Here is a 15,466-nt window from a genome sequence, read left to right as displayed (position 1 = left end):
CTATAATCCATATTTCTTTTTTAACAATTTTGCTGCTTCTTCTGAAGAATATAATTTCTTATTTGGATTATTACTTCTTGCTAAAGCAATTTCTGCATCTTCTCTATCTTCTTTTAATTCACGTAAGTAATTCTTAATTACCACTCGTACTAATTGAGCTTTACTAGCCATAAAACTAATCATTTATTAAATTCATAATTAAGTTAATCATTAATTCTTTTTGTATAGGATCGCTTTCTGCAATAAGTAATGCTAATGATGTCATAGCACTTACTCCAATATTTTTTAACCCAATTGTTGCTTTGGTAAGATAAAGTAAAAAAAGTAAACAACCTATTCTTTTATTACCATCACTAAATGGATGATCTTTTATTATGAAATATAACAAATGAGCCGCTTTTTCTTCTGCCGAGTTATATAAAGATTTGCCGTCAAAAGTTTGATCAATATTACCTAAAATTCCTTTAAAACTATTGTCTCTTTCAGCTCCAAATAAATTACTTATTTCCGCATCCTTTTGCTTGCCTAATTCTTGCTTTAACTTTTTAATTGCTTCTAAAGATTCTTGGTAGCTTAATAATCCATTAGTTTCTGCTTGTAATTTTGTCGGTGGATTTAATTTGTCTTCATCATATTTAACTAATATCTCCCATGTTTTAGAGTAATTCCTTATAAGATTAATTAATTCTTGTCCTGTACTATTTACTAAATTTTGATTTATCAAAGTATTTGTTAAAAGTTCTACCGTTTGTTGTAGATTATTTAATTTCTTTTGAGTAATTTTATCTTGATTAATACTATAGCCTTTAATGAGATATTCTTTAAGTAAGTTAGTAGCCCACTTTCTAAAGGCGATCCCTCTCTTAGAATTTACCCTATACCCGACTGATATTATTGCATCTAAATTATAATATTCTACTTGGTATGTTTTACCGTCAGCGGCAGTTGTTGCAAAAAATGCAACAACTGCTTTCTCTTCCAATTCTTGCTCTTTAAATATATTCTTTAGATGTCTTGAAATTACTGATTTATCTCGGGCGAATAATTCTGCTATTTGATTTAAAGATAGCCAAACTGTTTCGTCTATTATCTTAACCTCAACATTAACTTCCCCATTTTCATCTTGATAAATTACTACCTGGCTTTCCATTTCTTTATTCATTGTTTTAAACATTTTTATGAGCGTAAGCCATTCTTCTTCATCAATAATTTTAATTCCCAGCTCTTTAGCTTTTTTAAGTTTACTGCCTGCATCAACGCCTGCTACGACTAAATCCGTGTTAGATGATACGCTAGCTGCAACTTTAGCTCCAAACTTTTCAGCCGTTGCTTTAGCTTCCGCTCTAGATATCGTCGGTAAGCTACCGGTAAATACTACTCTCTTGCCTGTTAAACTGCTTTGTTCTCTAGTCTCTTTATAATCTTCAATATTTAATATTTCACCAAGTTTTTTGATAAGTTCAATATTTTCTTTAATGTCAAAAAAATCAATAATATCTACTAAAATCTTATAGCCGATACCCTCTAAATCATTTAGTTTTTGATAGATATCCGAATCGTTTTTACTAAGTAATCCCATTTGAGCTATAAAATTAGCATAGCTACCAAATTCTCTAGCAAGTAATTTAGCGTTTTGTTCACCGATATGCCTTATACCTAATGCATATATGAACCTTGGTAAGCTAACGTTCTTTGATTTTTCTATATTTTTAAAAAGATTCTCTACTGATTTTTTACCCCACCCATCCATGTTCTCAAGTTTTGTTAAGCTAGAATCATTTTTTTCTTTTAAAAAGAAAATATCGAATGGATTGCTAATTAATCCCTTATCTATTAAAAACTCAACTTGCTTACGCCCCAATCCTTCAATATCCATAGCATTTTTCGATACAAAATGACGGATACGCTCATAATTCTGAGCAGGGCAGTTAAGACCGTTATCACAGCGTATAATAATATCTTCAGGTACATAATGTAATTTAGAATTGCATGACGGACAAAATAAAGGAGTATCAAACGTTGCTGTATCATTAGGACGTTTATCAAAATCAACTCCCGTAATTTGAGGAATAACGTCACCGGCACGTTGCAGAAATACATAATCGCCGATACGTACGTCTTTTCGCATAATTTCTTGAAAATTATGCAGCGTTGCTCTGCTAACGGTTACCCCGCCTATTTCTATAGGTTCAAGCTCGGCTACCGGTGTTAACGTACCGGTTCTGCCTACTTGCACCGTAATAGAAAGCAGTTTTGTTTGTCCTATTATAGCAGGAAATTTATGAGCGGTAGCAAATCTTGGAGATCTAGCAATAAACCCCATTCTATTTTGCAGTGCAAAATCATTTAGCTTATACACTACTCCATCAATTTCATAAGGTAAATTTTCTCTATTTGTTTTGAGATATTCATAAAAAGCAAAAATTTCTTCTTCGGAATACGCAAGTTTTGATATCTCATTAACGCTAAAGCCGAATTCTTTTAATTTTGTAAGTAGTTGATCTTGTGAAGAAGCGAGATTCTGTTCAGTTACCCCTCCTGAATAAACAAAATATTTGAGCGGCCTTTGAGCCGTAATAGAAGCATCAAGTTGACGAAGCGAGCCGGCAGCAGCATTACGAGGATTGGCAAATTTATCTCTGCCCTGCTCTTCCTGTTCTTTATTTAGGTTTAAAAAATCTTGTTTCTCAATATAAATTTCCCCTCGCACTTCTAAAAACTCCAGAGCATTATCTATTTTATGAGGAAAATTTTTGATTGTTTTAATATTTGCCGTTATATCTTCACCGACATATCCATCACCTCTTGTAGCTCCCATTGTAAGCAGCCCATCTTTATAAATAGCAGAAAAAGACAAACCGTCTATTTTAGGCTCACAAAAGATAGGAACAAACTCATCAAGGCGTAAGAAATTTTTTATACGATCTACAAAATCTCTTACATCTTGCTCGTCAAAAGCATTACTAAGAGATAGTATTGGTGCTTGATGCGTAACTTTAGCAAATTTATTTGCTATTTTAGCCCCTACTTTTTTGCTAGGACTATTTTCTAGAATTAGATGGGGAAATTTCTGATCTAGCTTTAGATTGGTATTAAATAGCTGATCATACTCGGCATCTGAAACTAAAGGATTATCTTCTATATAATAAGCATGATTATATGCTGCTATTTTATCTGCTAATTCTTCTAGTAATTTTTTTGCTTCTTCTTCAGATATTAAATCAATATTTTGCATTAGTAATTCATACTTTTATTTAAAATTCGGATTTAATAATGATATCTACATTGTAATATATAAACGGTTTTACCTTTAATAGTATATATTAACCTATGTTCGTGATTAATCCGGCGAGACCAATAGCCTGATAAATCGTACTTTAAGCCTTCAGGTTTACCGATTCCCGTAAAGGGAGAACTTGTAATATCTTTAATTAGCTCATTTATTTTTTCTAGAATTTTTGTATCATTTTTTTTAAGTACAAATAATCTGCCCATGCATCAATGTGAAATGATATTTCCATTATAAAGACATTGTTTTAAAGTTTTTATTTGCTTCAAAATCATTAATTGCTCGTTTTAGTCTTGCAGCATTTTTAGGGCTTTTTAATAAGTATAAAGTTTCCTCCATAGCATTATAGTCTTCAAGGGACATAATAACCACCGGTTTTTGTTTTTGTCTAGTTACAACCACTGAAGTGTGATCTACACAAACTCTTTCCATAATATCTGCAAAATTATTTCTTGCTTTAGTGTAAGATATTGCTTCCATAATATGATATATTTAAGTACATGTACATATAATAAGACATATTTTATAATTAGTCAATTTAAGAATTAAAATCAAAATCTTTACCTAGTTTAATATATTCTCTAATACGGCTCATGAGGTTTTGAAAAAATGTTAAATTATGCCACGTCATTAGCATAGAGCCAAGTATTTCACCGATTCTAACTAAGTGATGCAGATAAGCTTTACTATAGTTTTTACAAGCAGGACATAGGCAATCATACTCAAGCGGCTCGTTATCATCGACATATTTGCTATTGCGGATATTTACCGTACCGTATTTGGTAAAAGCCTGACCGTTGCGACCTGAGCGTGTCGGGATTACGCAGTCAAACATATCTATACCCCTGCTAACCGCACCAATAATATCAGCAGGCTTACCGACTCCCATTAAGTAACGCGGCTTATTTTGCGGCAGAAAATCGGGAGCATAGTCAAGTACTTTAAACATAAGCTCCTGCCCCTCGCCTACCGCAAGCCCGCCTATAGCATAGCCCTCAAAATCGAGTTCTACTAAATCCTTAGCCGATTGCTCACGTAATTCTTCGTAAATACTACCTTGAATAATACCGAATTGTGCGTAGCCTTCCCGCTTAACAAAAGCATTACGCGATCTCTTCGCCCATCTAGTCGTTAACTGTATAGAAGTTTTAGCTTCTTCAAAGGTTGAAGGGTAAGGCGTACATTCATCAAAAGCCATAGTAATCGTACTACCGAGCAGATATTGTATTTCGGTAGAACGCTCAGGAGTTAACATATATTTATCGCCGTTAATATGAGAGCTGAAACTTACTCCCTCTTCGGTTATCTTGCGTAACTTCGATAACGACATTACCTGAAAACCGCCGGAATCGGTTAATATAGGCTTATCCCAATTCATGAATTTATGCAGACCGCCAAGACGTGCTATACGTTCGGCAGTCGGCTGCAGCATTAAGTGATACGTATTACCAAGCAGTATATCCGCCCCCGTTTCAGCTACTGATTCAGGTAGCATTGCCTTAACGGTTCCTCTAGTCCCGACCGGCATAAAGGCAGGAGTGCGAATCTCACCGTGTGCGGTTGTGATAATACCGCTTCTAGCTTTTTTATTCTGATGATGAATATTAAAAGAAAATTTTGACACTGATAACCACTTATTTTTAAAAGTAATATCTTAGCATACTATAATTTATCCTGGAATATAAAAATTAAGGCTAAAACAGGTATCACCTAAAAGCAGCTGATATCGTCATTGCGAGCAGCCGTACGCCTTGTTGCATGGCTCGAAAAACCTGTGCCTTTCCAAAAGTCAATTGAGAACATTATTGTTTTGACGGCATTGCCTAAAAAGAATTGCTTTGTATTGGAGCTTAACGCTTTGATGTCATTCCTAGCTAAAAGCGACTTTGTTGCACGGATCTTATGTCATTCCCACGGAAGCAATGATGATTTTTTCAACTCTAAATAATTATATTTATAGGTGAACTAAATTTATAAAACTATAATTATAGTCATTGACTTATTTTAATTACTTCTCTTAAATGATAATTAAACTCTGTCATTCATGATATAATCTAATTTTTAAGAGTTAAAATATGGAAAATAAAGAAGAAGAAACTTTAACCTCTGAGTTAATAATAGATGAAGAGGAGGAAAAGCGTTTAAAAGCTCAAAATGCAAGGAAAGAGCTTAAGTTAATATTAATAACATTTGCTATTATTCTTACTAGTTTTTTAACTTTTTGTTATTTCTTTTTTAACTATATAGAAGAAAAAGCAGCAGAGTATAAATTACAGCAAGAACAAGAAGCAAAAATAAATAACAAAACAGAATGAAGTTGTTTAAATACAATATAACCAAAAGTTATTAATCTATTTAAAGTTAAAAAATTATTTGTTATTGCAATTTTTTAACTTTTGCTTTAATTGTAATCAACTATTATTAATATAAATAAAATAACTTTTATGGAAGATATAAGCTCTTGGAAAGAAAAGTTTGAAATTTGCATTTACGCTAAAAAGCTGATTGATAAACTCGAATATTTAAACACTAAAGTAAAAAATCCTGTTGATATAGAGGAAGTCAAAAAAGTATCTAGCCCGTAAATATCACGGCTCGCAAATGCGTCAATCGGATGATCCTTACTACTCTCACCCAATTGAGGTAGCGATTATGCTTGCGGAGTTTGTGGCAGACGAAGCTCCTAAGCTTTTTACTTCTAATATGATAAATGCTGCTCTACTTCACGATACTATTGAGGATACAGAGCTTACTGAAAAGATGATCATCGAAATTTTTGGTAAAGAAATAGCAAAACATGTAGAAGGTTTAACTAGAATTAAACCTCACGGAAAAATCAGTGTCGAGGAAAGCTTAAACCTATTAATTAAGCAAAAAAGATATGATATAAAATTATCTGATCGTATTCATAATGTACAAACATTAGCAGCTAAATCACCTGAAAAGGCTAAAAAAATTATTGAAGAGACTTTAAGAAATTTTGTACCTTTATCTATTTAGTTAACCCCGATTATGGATAAGGAATAGAGAGGAAGGAAGGTTGCAAGAGTTATTAAACCTTATATAAATAGGGCACTGAAGGAGTAAAATAAAGGTTTAATAACATGTGTAAATATACTACAATATTTTGTATAGTAGATAAATTTTGTAAAATTTATGAGAAATGGGTAAAACATCAATTGCTGAAAAGTAATAAGCAAAGATTTAGAGAAGGTAAGCTTTCCTTAAGTGAAGAACTCTCAATAATGATTTTTACCATTTTAGTGCATATAAACATTTAAAAGCTTATTACCAAAACTTTATTATTAATGGTAATTTGTTCAGGAATCCACCTTGTTATGAGAGATTTGTTCAGCTTATTCCTTCATTATTTCTGCCATTGATTGTGATGTTACATTACTTAAGTGGGAAAAGAACGGGAATTTATTATGCAGATTCCACACATTTTGCAGTATGTAAAAATATCAGAATTAATTCTAACAGAACTTTTAATAATCTTGCAAAAATGGGACGTAGTTCTGTCGATTGGTTTTTTGGATTCAAGCTTCATATGATAATCAATGATAAGGGAGAAATTATTGCTGTTAAAATTACCAAAGGTAATGTTGATGACAGAATTGCATTTGAAGCAATGGTTATCAAAAAGGTCTAAAAGGTAAGTGTTATGATGATAAGGGGTTTATTTCAGAAAAAATGTTTACAAAACTTTATAAGCAAGGTTTAATAAAAATTACCGGAATAAGAAAGGATATGAAAAACTATTTATTACCTCTTTTGGATAAAATCCTTTTAAGGAAGAGATTCATTATCGAAACCATTTTTGGCTACATAAAAGAGAATTTTAATATTACTCCTTCCAGACATCGATCACCTATTAATTTTTTTACTTCTCTATTCTCTGCTCTTATTGCTTACCAACTTAAACCTAATAAACCATGTATTTCTTATCCATAATCGGGGTTAACTATACTTTTAGTAAATGAATAGGAGGTAGCATTAGAGTTCTAACTTGCTTCTAAGGGTAATTTGTGCGTCGATCCGGTACTCGAATTCTCACGTACTAAGGTACGCTGCGGTTCTGCGTTCCGTGTCTCCTACAAATTCCTCCTTATTAGCTACATTATGCAAGAACTCTATTGTTGTGTGGATATCGATGTCATTCCCACGAAAGCGGGGATCCAGTCATTAAAAAATATAAACATACTAAATTTAAAAAATCAAAAGCTCAAATAATTTCGCTTTTTCCTGGATTCTTGCTTTCGCGGGAATGACATCGATTCTTAAGTTGGCCCCCATATGCTTTCGCAGGAATGACATAATTAGCTAGAAATGTCGATGAGCATTAAGATAAATATACTTCCTTATCTAAAGTATCTTCGCTGTTATCTATAATCATAGTAATTGTTGCATCGCCGGTAATATTGATAGTAGTACGTAGCATATCAAGTATTCGGTCAATACCGGCAATAATTGCTACTCCCTCTATAGGTAAGTGAACCGCAGAAAGAACCATAGGAAGCATTATCAAAGAGGCACCGGGAATACCGGCACCGCCGATAGATCCAAGTGTTGAGGTGAGAATAATTACTAAATAGTCGTGAGGAGCAAGCGTTACTCCCATCATCTGAGCAAAAAATATGGTGGTAAGAGATAAATTTATAGCAAAGCCGTCCATATTAATTGACGCACCTATCGGAAGTACGAACGAAGTACTAGACTCTGAAATGCCAAGCTTTTCACGACAAACTTGCATAGTAGTTGCAAGAGTCGCCTTACTACTTGAAGTAGAAAAAGCGAGTATCTGATACTCAAAACTTTTCTTATAAAAAGGTATAGGGGAAACACGGCAGAATACATATATAAGTAAGCCAAAAACTAAATATTGGAATGTCATTGCCACAACTACCGCTACAATAAGTTTCGATAAACTAATCATTATCTCAACTCCCTGCATGCCTACAATCCAGCCTGTTAAAGCAAAAGCACCGTAAGGGGATAATTGAATAACAAACGATATTATTTTTAATATTAATTTTGACATTACATGAATTAAATCAGTAACAGGTTCACCGATAGATTTCATTTTGTTTAAGGTAATCCCAACAAAAATAGCAAAAAATACAACTTGCAAGACATCACCGTTTGCAAAAGCCCCAACAGCATTATCAGGGACGATATTTACAAAAAAATCAATTATATTAAATGAAGTTCTACTTTTCGTTTCTGAAGAGGTAAAATCTATATGTATGCCTACTCCCGGCTTTAATACTAAGGCAACAGTAAGTCCAAAAACCGTGGCAAAAAAAGTAGTACCTAAAAAAGCGGCTACCGCTTTCATTCCTACTCTACCAAGGGCAGAAGTATCATTCATACTAGTGATACCGGAAACCAAACTGAAGAAAATTAAAGGGGTAATGATCATTTTTATCAAACGTAAGAAAATGTCACCGATAGGTTTAATATAATTAACATATTGTGGTAAGTATATACCAAATATAATACCTAAGATTAACCCTAAGGTAACTTTTTGCCATAATTTCATAATTTACTTACTTAATTTTTAAATTTGTTCAACTATAAGTTTATTTATTATTTTGGTCAATCCATTCTAAGTACTTTTGAAAGCAATAGTCAATATTTATTTTTATTATTTGCGGTAATTCATAATTATGAATTTCAAGGAGTTTATTTTCAATTTCGTTATAATTAGAAGATTTTGCTTTAATTACAAGTCTATATTCGCTTTCTAAAGTGACTCTACCATCCCATCTAAAGTAACTTTTAACATCGTCAATTTGAATGCAGGCAGCAAGATTTAATTCTAACAAAACAGATGCTATTTTTTCGGCAATTTGCAAATCATTAGTAGTAGTTAAAATTAAACAGCAATCTTGCATGCCTAAACCTCAACAAAACAATTCAGCGTTTCATATAGTTTGAGGCTCGCTATGAAGAAGTTTTGACTGACGAAAAGTTTAGGAAAAATTTCATTCTTTAAATGCGTCGCTATATTTTCTGCAGTTGGGTTATTTTGCATATAATATATTTTTTGACCGGTACAATTTTCTATTTGCTGTCCCATTTCCTTATCGCCTTGATTTAGGATTAAGCTATGATCAAAATTTTCATCAATCCATTTTTTAGCTAAATCCTTAATTAAACCAAAATCGATTACCATACCAAGTTTATCGGTTTCGTTTGTGGCTATAGTTATCTCAAGAACATAGCGATGACCGTGCAGGAATTGACATTTATTTTGATGTCCTATAATTCTATGTCCTGCATCGAACTCAATACGACGAGTACATTTTATCATTATTATATACTTCCTTTTCCGATTGTCATGCCGTGGCTTGACCACGGCATGACAATTTTTTACAAATTTAACAATAACTTCTCAGGATTTTCAATGAGTTGCTTAATTTTTACCAAGAACGATACTCCTTCTTTCCCGTCAATTATGCGATGATCGTAAGATAAAGCTATGTACATCATCGGACGCATTTCAATTTTACCGTCTATAACTACGGCTCTTTCCTCGGTTTTATGTAAGCCTAGAATACCTGATTGAGGAGGATTAATAATCGGTGTAGATAATAATGAGCCATATACACCACCGTTAGAAATCGAGAATGTGCCGCCTGACAAATCAGCCATAGAAAGCTTACCCTCACGAGCTTTTTTAGCCAAAATTTCTATAGCTTTCTCTACTTCGGCAAATCCCATTTTATCGGCATCCCTAACAACCGGTACGACAAGTCCTTGCTCTGTTCCGACAGCTACACCTATATCATAGTAATTTTTATATACTAAATCATCGCCGTCTATTTCAGCATTTACCGACGGAATAAGCTTTAAAGCTTCTATAGTTGCTTTAACAAAAAACGACATAAAGCCAAGTTTCACAGAGTGCTTTTTCTCAAACTCTTCTTTATATTGATTACGCAAGGCAATTACTTTTGACATATCGATTTCATTAAAAGTAGTCAAAATAGCTGCCGTATTTTGTGAATCTTTTAAACGCTGTGCAATAGTTTTACGCAAGCGTGACATACGAACACGCTGTACTCTTTCTTCATTAGATTTACTTATTGCAGGAGCAGAAGTAGCCGTAGGCGGAGTGTTTATTGTTTCAAGCACGTCACCTTTGGTAATTCTACCGTCTCTACCTGTTCCTTTTATATTATTGGGGTCAAGCTTATTTTCGGTAACTAATTTTTGTACAGAAGGAGCAAGAGTATTATTAGCCACGGCAGGTTTTTCTACAGGTTTTTCTGAAGTAGGTTGCGTAACTGCTTGAGCTTTAGCAGATTCATTATTAGTACCGGCAGTATTTGCAGCTGCCCCTTCATTTATTTCGCCTATTTCTTCGCCAACTGCTACATTTGCACCGTCAGTTTTCGATATTTTACCTATAGTACCATTGCAAGGAGCATTAACTTCTAAAGTCACTTTTTCGGTTTCGATTTCTAACAGTAATTCATCGGTTTTAACCGAATCGCCTTTTTTCTTATACCATTTTGCAATAGTTGCTTCCGTTACGGACTCCCCAAGCGACGGTACTATAATTTTAACGCTCATAATTTATTTTACTCCTAAAAATACGATTCCTATGTCATTCCCGCGTAGGCGGGAATCTAGAATTTGCTTTGTCATCCCGTGGCTACGACCACGGGATCTTGTATCACAGACTGTGTCCTAAGATACCGCGATCAAGTCGCGGTATGACACTAAATGTTACTAGATTCCCGCCTATGCGGGAATGACATTAAGAACCACAATACTCACACCTTTAGTGCTTCCCTTAATAGCTTCTCTTGCTGTTTATTATGTGCTTGCAGCGAACCTACTGCCGGAGAGGCTGATTCCTCTCTACCTACATATTTAAATTCGTTATTAATTCCTGCTTCTTTTAAAGCATCGTTTAAGTGAGAAAATATATAACGCCAAGCTCCCATATTCTTCGGTTCTTCCTGACACCAAATAAATTCCTGCGTCCTATTATATTTTTTTAATAGCGATGCTACAAGTTTTTTTTCAAAAGGGTATAATTGCTCAAGCCTAATAATCGCTATATTACTGTTATTGCCACGCATTTCAAATAGATCGTAATACACCTTACCGCTACATAAAACTATTTTAGTAATATTGTTTGTATCTACTTTAGTTACTTCATCTAAAACCGGTAAGAAAGTAGTATTTTCACCTAGCTCGTCAAGTTTAGATACGGCATATTTATGACGTAATAATGATTTCGGTGACATTACGATTAACGGTTTACGGGTATCATCAAGTATTTGGCGACGTAGCAGATGGAAAATCGAAGCAGGGGTAGTAGGGTATGTAATATACATATTATCCTCAGCCGCCAGCTGTAAGAACCTCTCAAGTCTTGCCGAACTATGCTCTGGTCCTTGTCCCTCAAATGCATGAGGTAACAAAACCACAAGCGCGCTCATACGAAGCCATTTAGTTTCGCTGCTTGAAATAAACTGGTCAAAAATAATCTGAGCTCCATTAGCAAAATCACCGAATTGTGCTTCCCATAAAACTAAATTTTTTGGGTTTGCGAGTGAATAACCATACTCAAAACCAAGCACCGCATATTCAGATAAATTACTATCGGCTACCTCGTATTTTGCTTGTTCTTTAGATAAATTATTTAGAGGTATATAGGTAGTATCATCAATTTGGTTGTGCAATACTGAATGACGATGCGAGAAAGTACCGCGTCCCGAATCTTGTCCGGTTAGCCTTATATTTGTGCCTGAAGCAAGCAAGCTTGCAAAAGCTAGCTGCTCTGCCGTCGCCCAATCAATAGGTTGATCAGCTGTTAGAGTGGCTTTTCGAGCTTCAAATAGTTTTACAAGTTTTGGATTAGCAGCAAAATCTTTCGGTATTTCACATAGTTTAGTTCCTAAATCTTGTAATGTTTTTTTACCAACGCCCGTTATTGCAGCTTGTGTACGAGTACGAGAAATACCTTGCCATAACCCGCCTAAGAAATGTGCTTCTTGCTTATAACTTTTTGCCTGCTCATATTCCTTATCTAGTTTTGCTTTAAATTCTTCTTTTAACTTAGCAAAATAATTATTATCAATTATACCGCTTTTTACTAACTCATTTGCGTAAATATTTCCAGGGGTCGGTTTGCTTTTAATAATGTTATACATCTTGCCTTGAGTATACATCGGCTCATCGCCCTCATTATGCCCGTATTTACGGTAACAAATAATTTCTACTACAACATCCTTGCCGAATTTCTGCCTGTATTCTACCGCAATATTGGTGGCTTTTAACACTGCTTCTATATCATCACCGTTAACATGTAAAATCGGGGCAGCTATGATTTTAGCAAATTCCGTAGAATATCTACTAGCTCTAGTATCTGCAGCATTAGCTGTAAAACCTAACTGATTGTTAATGACGAAATGCAATATTCCACCGATATCATAAGCAGTGAGTGGTGACATTGATAGACTCTCGGCAACTACGCCCTGACCGCAAAAAGCAGCATCGCCATGCACTAAAATAGCTTTGACTTTGCTGCGTTTAGTATCTCCAAGAATATCTTGCTTTGCTCTTACTTTTCCTGCAACTATAGGATTTACCGCTTCTAAATGTGAAGGGTTATCGGCTAGCGACAAGTGTATTTTCTTATCCTCTATAGTTCTATCGGACGAATAGCCTAAATGGTATTTTACATCGCCTGAAACATTTAATTCATCAGGAAATACGCTACCGCTTATGAAACCGGCAATAACGGTTTTATAAGGTTTGCCGACTACTTTAGTCAGAGTATTTAGCCTCCCTCGGTGGGCCATACCGATGACAACTTCTTCAACGCCTTGATGCATAGATAAATCTATAGCTTTACTCATGGCAACTATAGAAGCGTCTCCGCCCTCAACGGAAAAACGCTTAGCACCAGGGAATTTAGTATGTAGATACTGCTCAAACCCTTCTACTTCTACTAAATCATTTAGGATAGTTTTTTTGTCTTCAGAAGAAAATGTAATTTTGCTTTCTAGCTTATTATATAACCAGTTTTTTTCTTCTATATTTTCTATTTGTTCAAATTCAACACCGATGGAGCCTGTATAAACTTTATCGAGCTTGGTAACTAATTCAGATAATTTACAGTTCCAAGTACCGACAAATTCATCCGTAATATTGATATTTTCTTCTAGCTGACCGCTATCAAGACCAAAAGTTTCTATATTAAGCTTTAAATCATTTTTTGTTTTACGTAGCTCAAGACCAAGCGGATCAAGATTCGCTAAATAGTGAGCATACTTGCGATAAGCATTGATCATTTCCTTAGCTTTTAAACTATTTAAGTCTTCAGAAGATAAATTATTATTTAACGATTCTTTTTTTATTTCATCAGGGATAATTATTTTTGCCGTACTTTTATTGAGTAAAGTATTATTATCCTTAATGCCGACAAAAAATTCTTGCCAAGTTTGATCAACCGAGGCAGGGTTGGCTAGATATTGCCTATATAGCTCTTCAACAAAAACAGCATTCCCGCCAAATAAATAACCTGTTTTTTTTAAGTCTTCTTCCATATTATTGTTTGTATTGTTTGATTTTTTTGTTCCGGTGTCATACCGTGGCTTGACCACGGTATCCAGAAAAACAATTACTGGATCCCCGCCTACGCTGGGATGACATCGAGTAGGTTGTGCCGATCCATGCAACAACGCCAATTGCCTGCTCGCAATGACGATTTTATTACTATAAATACTTCCCTTCTAAATATCTTATATACACCTCAGGGTTAATTTTTTCCTCACCGCTAGCACTTTTTAATAAATCGGCTGAATTTTTTAACGAACCGAGATTTCTAAAATTCTTATTTAGATTACTAAAATCACCCTTTAATATATCATCATCATTGATGCGATAATTGCACCGTTTGTATAGGCAGGAAAGTAACCGAAATTTCCGTGTGACCAGTGAATATCTTGAAGACGGCCGTTACTAAAACTTACCGGTTTAACGCCTAAATATTCTTGCATCTTACTATCCCAAAAGCTTGGTAACTCATCGAGATTCAAGTCACCCTTGATAAGCATTTCCTCTATCTCAAAACGTAATATTACATGCATCGGATAAGTTACTTCATCTGCATCTACTCTTATAAAATCAGGCGTAACTCTTGTAATTTTTCTATATAAACTTTCCGCTGAATATTCTTCGCTTTTAAAAGCACATTCGTCTCGAAGTAGTTTAGCTAAAAATTCCGTAAATTCTCTTGATCTACCTACTTGCATTTCCATAAATAAAGATTGGCTTTCGAAGGCCTTTAGCAAGCCCAACCGGCTGCCCTTTATACATTTCCGGTAGATTCTGCTCATATAAAGCATGTCCTATTTCGTGAATAATTCCCATTAAACCGCTTATGAAATTATCTTTATCATATCTAGTAGTTAAACGTATATCGTTTGGCGTTCCGCCGCAAAAAGGATGAGTCGATTCGTCTAATCGTCCTTTTGTTAGATCAAACTGCATAATTTCCATAATGCGTTTTCCGATACGCTTTTGCATTTCAGGAGCTAGTTCGCTGTTCTTTACTAGTTCTTTCTCGCTTTTCTGTTTTTCTAAAACTTTATTTATGAGCTGCGGGAGTTCTTTTTTAAGTACTGAAAAAACTTGTTTGATCTCGCTACTTTTCCTGCTTGGATCAAACATATCTATTAATGAGTCGTTATAATCCGCAATTAAAAACATCTGCTCGTACTTTGGCAACTTCTTTCGTATAATCTAAAACTTTTTGTAAGTGTGGTTTGAATAAATTATAGTCGTTATTTTTTCTTGCTTCTCGCCAAACAAGTTCAGTTTTAGTAGTAGCGGCTACCAATTTCTTTTGTAGCTGCTCGTCAATACAATTTGCATCTGTTATTTTTCTCTCAATCTCTCTAATATTACCATTCTGCCATTCATCAAGGTTCTTTGATTCTTCTTTTGCCTTGCTAAGTAACTCTTTTAGCATGGGAGATTTGAGCATAGAATAAACTAGTGACGTTAAAGTTACTATTTCGTTTCTGCGACTTTCTCCTGAACCTATAGGCATATTTACGGCAACATCCCAGTATAATATGCTTAAGATATTATTAAAATGTGAGATGGTCTGAAGCTCATTTTCTAATTTTGTATAGTTGTTCATATGTT

General features: G+C 34.4%; 13 protein-coding genes and 4 pseudogenes. 4 read left to right on the top strand and 13 right to left on the bottom strand.

Going from position 1 to position 15,466, the window contains the following annotated elements; translation table 11 throughout:
• From RMONA_RS03160 to tgt, 6 genes and pseudogenes are all read right to left on the bottom strand, one after another.
• Positions 1-171, bottom strand: a complete 171-nt coding sequence (locus RMONA_RS03160; protein ID WP_172643941.1) for a hypothetical protein — start codon at positions 169-171, stop codon at positions 1-3.
• 4 nt (positions 172-175) lie between these two features.
• Positions 176-1,150 carry a Fic family protein gene (rhuM, locus tag RMONA_RS10225; protein WP_172643955.1) on the bottom strand — a complete coding sequence of 325 codons (975 nt, stop codon included), beginning with the start codon at positions 1,148-1,150 and terminating at the stop codon, positions 176-178.
• Positions 1,151-1,174: 24 nt separating this feature from the next.
• Positions 1,175-3,235 (bottom strand): annotated as a pseudogene (gene ligA, locus RMONA_RS03155) (NAD-dependent DNA ligase LigA); the annotation flags it as partial.
• Between the two features lie 32 nt (positions 3,236-3,267).
• The gene (locus RMONA_RS03150; protein WP_023507612.1) at positions 3,268-3,495 is read right to left on the bottom strand and encodes a Txe/YoeB family addiction module toxin; all 228 of its coding nucleotides are present in this window, start codon (positions 3,493-3,495) and stop codon (positions 3,268-3,270) included.
• A 25-nt stretch (positions 3,496-3,520) separates the two neighbouring features.
• Positions 3,521-3,769, bottom strand: coding sequence for a type II toxin-antitoxin system Phd/YefM family antitoxin (locus RMONA_RS03145; protein WP_008579252.1), 249 nt, complete (start codon positions 3,767-3,769; stop codon positions 3,521-3,523).
• Positions 3,770-3,827: 58 nt separating this feature from the next.
• Entirely contained in the window at positions 3,828-4,913 is a 1,086-nt protein-coding gene (gene tgt, locus RMONA_RS03140; RefSeq protein ID WP_023507611.1) for a tRNA guanosine(34) transglycosylase Tgt, read from the bottom strand.
• Between the two features lie 451 nt (positions 4,914-5,364).
• Here tgt and RMONA_RS03135 point away from each other — a divergent pair, with 451 nt between their 5' ends.
• The 4 genes and pseudogenes from RMONA_RS03135 to RMONA_RS10880 all read left to right on the top strand — a co-directional run bounded on the left by RMONA_RS03135 (position 5,365) and on the right by RMONA_RS10880 (position 7,243).
• Positions 5,365-5,604 carry an RP671a family tick cell line-upregulated protein gene (locus RMONA_RS03135; RefSeq protein WP_023507610.1) on the top strand — a complete coding sequence of 80 codons (240 nt, stop codon included), beginning with the start codon at positions 5,365-5,367 and terminating at the stop codon, positions 5,602-5,604.
• A gap of 129 nt (positions 5,605-5,733) precedes the next feature.
• Positions 5,734-6,283 (top strand): annotated as a pseudogene (locus RMONA_RS08135) (HD domain-containing protein); the annotation flags it as partial.
• A 394-nt stretch (positions 6,284-6,677) separates the two neighbouring features.
• Positions 6,678-6,941, top strand: coding sequence for a transposase (locus RMONA_RS10885; protein WP_023507103.1), 264 nt, complete (start codon positions 6,678-6,680; stop codon positions 6,939-6,941).
• Positions 6,942-6,982: 41 nt separating this feature from the next.
• The gene (locus RMONA_RS10880; protein ID WP_023507102.1) at positions 6,983-7,243 is read left to right on the top strand and encodes a transposase; all 261 of its coding nucleotides are present in this window, start codon (positions 6,983-6,985) and stop codon (positions 7,241-7,243) included.
• 53 nt (positions 7,244-7,296) lie between these two features.
• On the opposite strand, the pseudogene RMONA_RS08130 reads toward RMONA_RS10880, so the two are convergent.
• The 7 genes and pseudogenes from RMONA_RS08130 to RMONA_RS03090 form a co-directional block, all read right to left on the bottom strand.
• Positions 7,297-7,471 (bottom strand): annotated as a pseudogene (locus tag RMONA_RS08130) (palindromic element RPE1 domain-containing protein); the annotation flags it as partial.
• A gap of 160 nt (positions 7,472-7,631) precedes the next feature.
• A complete protein-coding gene (locus RMONA_RS03115; protein WP_023507606.1) occupies positions 7,632-8,831 on the bottom strand; it encodes a dicarboxylate/amino acid:cation symporter in 1,200 nt (399 codons plus the stop codon).
• A gap of 40 nt (positions 8,832-8,871) precedes the next feature.
• Positions 8,872-9,186: a divalent-cation tolerance protein CutA gene (gene cutA / locus RMONA_RS03110; RefSeq protein ID WP_023507605.1), complete on the bottom strand. Its 315-nt coding sequence runs from the start codon at positions 9,184-9,186 to the stop codon at positions 8,872-8,874.
• Positions 9,187-9,188: 2 nt separating this feature from the next.
• Complete coding sequence (locus tag RMONA_RS03105) at positions 9,189-9,605, bottom strand: 6-pyruvoyl trahydropterin synthase family protein (protein WP_023507604.1); 417 nt, start codon at positions 9,603-9,605, stop codon at positions 9,189-9,191.
• A 59-nt stretch (positions 9,606-9,664) separates the two neighbouring features.
• On the bottom strand, positions 9,665-10,870 hold the full coding sequence (gene odhB / locus RMONA_RS03100; protein ID WP_023507603.1) for a 2-oxoglutarate dehydrogenase complex dihydrolipoyllysine-residue succinyltransferase: 1,206 nt from the start codon (positions 10,868-10,870) through the stop codon (positions 9,665-9,667).
• A 203-nt stretch (positions 10,871-11,073) separates the two neighbouring features.
• Complete coding sequence (locus RMONA_RS03095; RefSeq protein WP_037231229.1) at positions 11,074-13,860, bottom strand: 2-oxoglutarate dehydrogenase E1 component; 2,787 nt, start codon at positions 13,858-13,860, stop codon at positions 11,074-11,076.
• A 169-nt stretch (positions 13,861-14,029) separates the two neighbouring features.
• A pseudogene (locus tag RMONA_RS03090) lies at positions 14,030-15,461 on the bottom strand (carboxypeptidase M32).
• Positions 15,462-15,466 lie beyond the last annotated feature (5 nt).

Origin of the sequence: Rickettsia monacensis (genome assembly GCF_000499665.2) — a bacterium.
Lineage (GTDB): Bacteria > Pseudomonadota > Alphaproteobacteria > Rickettsiales > Rickettsiaceae > Rickettsia > Rickettsia tamurae.
Note: the sequence above shows the minus strand (reverse complement) of the source record. Positions and strands in the feature narration are given on the sequence as shown.

Coding starts and splice junctions, on each gene's coding strand:
- RMONA_RS03160 (WP_172643941.1), bottom strand. CDS start 171: ATGGCTAGTAAAGCTCAATTAGTACGAGTGGTAATTAAGAATTACTTA.
- rhuM (WP_172643955.1), bottom strand. CDS start 1,150: ATGGAAAGCCAGGTAGTAATTTATCAAGATGAAAATGGGGAAGTTAAT.
- RMONA_RS03150 (WP_023507612.1), bottom strand. CDS start 3,495: ATGGGCAGATTATTTGTACTTAAAAAAAATGATACAAAAATTCTAGAA.
- RMONA_RS03145 (WP_008579252.1), bottom strand. CDS start 3,769: ATGGAAGCAATATCTTACACTAAAGCAAGAAATAATTTTGCAGATATT.
- RMONA_RS03135 (WP_023507610.1), top strand. CDS start 5,365: ATGGAAAATAAAGAAGAAGAAACTTTAACCTCTGAGTTAATAATAGAT.
- RMONA_RS10885 (WP_023507103.1), top strand. CDS start 6,678: ATGTTACATTACTTAAGTGGGAAAAGAACGGGAATTTATTATGCAGAT.
- RMONA_RS10880 (WP_023507102.1), top strand. CDS start 6,983: ATGTTTACAAAACTTTATAAGCAAGGTTTAATAAAAATTACCGGAATA.
- RMONA_RS03115 (WP_023507606.1), bottom strand. CDS start 8,831: ATGAAATTATGGCAAAAAGTTACCTTAGGGTTAATCTTAGGTATTATA.
- cutA (WP_023507605.1), bottom strand. CDS start 9,186: ATGCAAGATTGCTGTTTAATTTTAACTACTACTAATGATTTGCAAATT.
- RMONA_RS03105 (WP_023507604.1), bottom strand. CDS start 9,605: ATGATAAAATGTACTCGTCGTATTGAGTTCGATGCAGGACATAGAATT.
- odhB (WP_023507603.1), bottom strand. CDS start 10,870: ATGAGCGTTAAAATTATAGTACCGTCGCTTGGGGAGTCCGTAACGGAA.
- RMONA_RS03095 (WP_037231229.1), bottom strand. CDS start 13,860: ATGGAAGAAGACTTAAAAAAAACAGGTTATTTATTTGGCGGGAATGCT.